Source organism: Trebonia sp., from assembly GCF_049794275.1.
GTDB lineage: Bacteria > Actinomycetota > Actinomycetes > Streptosporangiales > Streptosporangiaceae > Trebonia.
In genome coordinates this window covers 1-2,588 of the sequence record NZ_JBARCR010001235.1, presented here as the reverse complement: position 1 = coordinate 2,588, position 2,588 = coordinate 1, and the positions used below count along the sequence as shown (strand labels likewise).

Genomic DNA, 2,588 nt, shown 5'->3' with positions numbered 1-2,588 from the left:
CACCGCCGCGGCGTGGCCGGCGCGACCGCGATGCTCGGCGTCGACGGAACGGCGCACGGCCGGCGGGAGCGGGCGTCCTTCTTCAGCCGCAACGCGGGCACGCCGATGATGGTCATCGCGGTCGGCTCCGGTGAGCGGATCGGCCGGGTGCTGCCCGAGCTCGGCGGGCTATTGCGCCGCCCGCTGCTGACGCTCGAGCGGGTCCGTATGTGCAAGCGCGACGGGGAACTGCTCTGCACGCCATCGGCGCTGCCAGGCACCGACGAGACCGGCATGCCGCTGTGGCACAAGCTCATGGTCTACACGTCCGAGGCCGCCCTGCACGGCGGCCAGCCGATCCACCGCGCGATCGTGCGCGAGCTGCGCGCCGCCGGGATCGCCGGCGCGACCACCCTGCGAGGGGTCTGGGGGTTCCATGGCGACCACCCGCCGCACGGCGACCGGCTGCTCCAGCTAGGCAGGCACGTGCCCGCGGTCTCGATCGTGATCGACGCCCCCGAACGCATCGCCGCGGCGTTCGCCGTCATCGACGAGCTCACCAGGGAGCAGGGCCTCGTCACCAGCGAAACGGTTCCGGCCCTGCGGGCCGGAGGCCGCGGCGGGCGGCTAGCCGGCAAGGTGCCATCGGAGTAGGTTTCGCGCCGATGGCCGTACACTAAGTCCTGGCGATGGGGCTCGCCGGATTCGCCCGCCGTGGCTGATGGCTCCTGTGGACTGCCGGAACGTCAGGAGAGCCAGAACGTGACTAGCCCCAGCTTGCTGTTCAGGGAGATACCGGGGGCGCGGGAAGCCAGGGAACGGGACGAAGACCGCTCCTTCGCGCGAGATCTGAACCTGGACCAGGTGGTGGCGGCGATCGCGGGGGACCGCGAAGAGCGTGACCTCATAACGGAAACCCTGTTCGGTCATCTGCGCGACACCGACACCGTCCGGTACCGCCAGGAGATCTTCCGTGATCTGGACAACCCCGCCTTGCTCGGCGAGATCCAGCGCTTCGCCGATCTCATGGCCCAAGTGCACGCACACCTGAACCAGCTTGCGGCGATGCGGGACCATTACCAGCAGGAGGGCTGGCTGCTTGACGCGGCGGCGATCTACTGCGATGCCGTGGGCTCACTCGCCGAACACCTGGCCGCCATGCACGTTGGCTCCCGTGCCCTGGCGGCCTTCAGGGACTATCTCGCCCGCTACGCGGCCTCGGCCGGGTTCACCACGCTGGCTCGGGAGACGAGGGACCGGAAGGATGCCCTGGGGCGGATCCGCTATTGCACCCGCATCAAGGGCGACCGGGTCGAGGTGACCAGGTACGCCGACGAAGCCGACTACAGCGCGGTAGTGCTGAGGACGTTCGAGCGTTTCAAGCAGGGCGCGGTCAAGGATTACCTGATCCGGTACCGGACACGGCCAGGGATGAACCACGTGGCGGCTCAGATCCTCGAACGGGTGGCCAGGCTCTTCCCTGAGGAGTTCGCCGCCCTTGACGAGTACTGCTCCCGGCACGCCGCGTTCCTCGACGAAGGCATCCGGCACGCCCACCGGGAACTCCAGTTCTACCTCGCCTACCTGGACTACATCAGGCCGCTTCGCGATGCCGGGCTGAGCTTCTGCTACCCCGATGTGTCCGCGAGCTCGAAGGACGTCCGCGCCGATGGCACCTTCGACCTAGCGCTGGCCCGCAAGCTTGTCACACAGGGCACCCCGGTGGTCACCAACGACTTCAGGCTGGAGGGCCGCGAGCGCATTGCCGTCGTCACCGGTCCCAACCAGGGCGGCAAGACCACCTTTGCCCGGACATTCGGCCAGCTTCACCACCTCGCCAGCGTCGGCTGCCCGGTTCCTGGCAGTGCCGCCCGGCTGTTCCTCTTCGATCGCCTCTTCACCCATTTCGAGCGGGAAGAGGACCTGTCCGCGAGAACCGGGAAGCTGGAGGACGACCTGATCAGGATCGGCGGGATCCTGTGCGCGGCCACCCCGGCCAGCATCGTGATCCTCAACGAGACCTTCGCCTCCACCACCACCCGCGACGCGCACTTTCTGGGCACGAAACTGCTGACTAAGGTCATGCGGCTGGACGCGCTGTGCGTGTACGTCACGTTCGTGGACGACCTGGCCTCGCTCGGGGAGCAGGTTGTCTCCATGATGAGCACGATCGTCCCGGAGAACCCGGCTGAGCGCACCTACAAGGTCGTCAGGAAGCCGGCCGACGGCCTGGCCTACGCGCTGGCCATCGCCGAGAAACACGGACTCACCTATGAGCGGCTGCTGGAAAGAATCGCGCCATGAAGGTCCATCTCCTGTATGAGGATCAGGACTTCGACTTCGCGGCCGGCCTGCCGCCCGGCCACGAGGAGCTGATCCAGGACCTTGAGCTGACCACGCTGCTCCAGGCGATGGCGGCCGGCGACAAGTTCCTCACCGGGGTGTCCCAGCAGGTCCTGCTCGCCTGCCTCCGCGACCCCGAGGCAATCCGTTATCGCCAGCGGGTGCTGGCCGACTGTCTCGCCCAGCCCGAGGTCATCAGGCAGATGTACGACATCGCGGTCGGCGCCCTCCAGGACAAGCGGCACCTGTGGGGTGGTTTTGGAGGG

The 2,588-nt window shown here is 67.9% G+C and carries 3 protein-coding genes and 1 riboswitch; all 3 genes read left to right on the top strand.

Features of this window, described 5'->3' with window-relative positions; translation table 11 throughout:
- A partial coding sequence (locus WA805_RS30290; protein WP_425244034.1) for a DUF190 domain-containing protein occupies positions 1 to 633 on the top strand: 633 nt, incomplete at its 5' end.
- Between the two features lie 22 nt (positions 634 to 655).
- Positions 656 to 717, top strand: a riboswitch (Fluoride riboswitch).
- Positions 718 to 741: 24 nt separating this feature from the next.
- Positions 742 to 2,283, top strand: coding sequence for a MutS-related protein (locus WA805_RS30285; protein ID WP_422338362.1), 1,542 nt, complete (start codon positions 742 to 744; stop codon positions 2,281 to 2,283).
- The coding region (locus tag WA805_RS30280) for a hypothetical protein (protein WP_425244033.1) at positions 2,280 to 2,588 on the top strand (309 nt) is incomplete at its 3' end. The genes WA805_RS30285 and WA805_RS30280, both read left to right, overlap by 4 nt.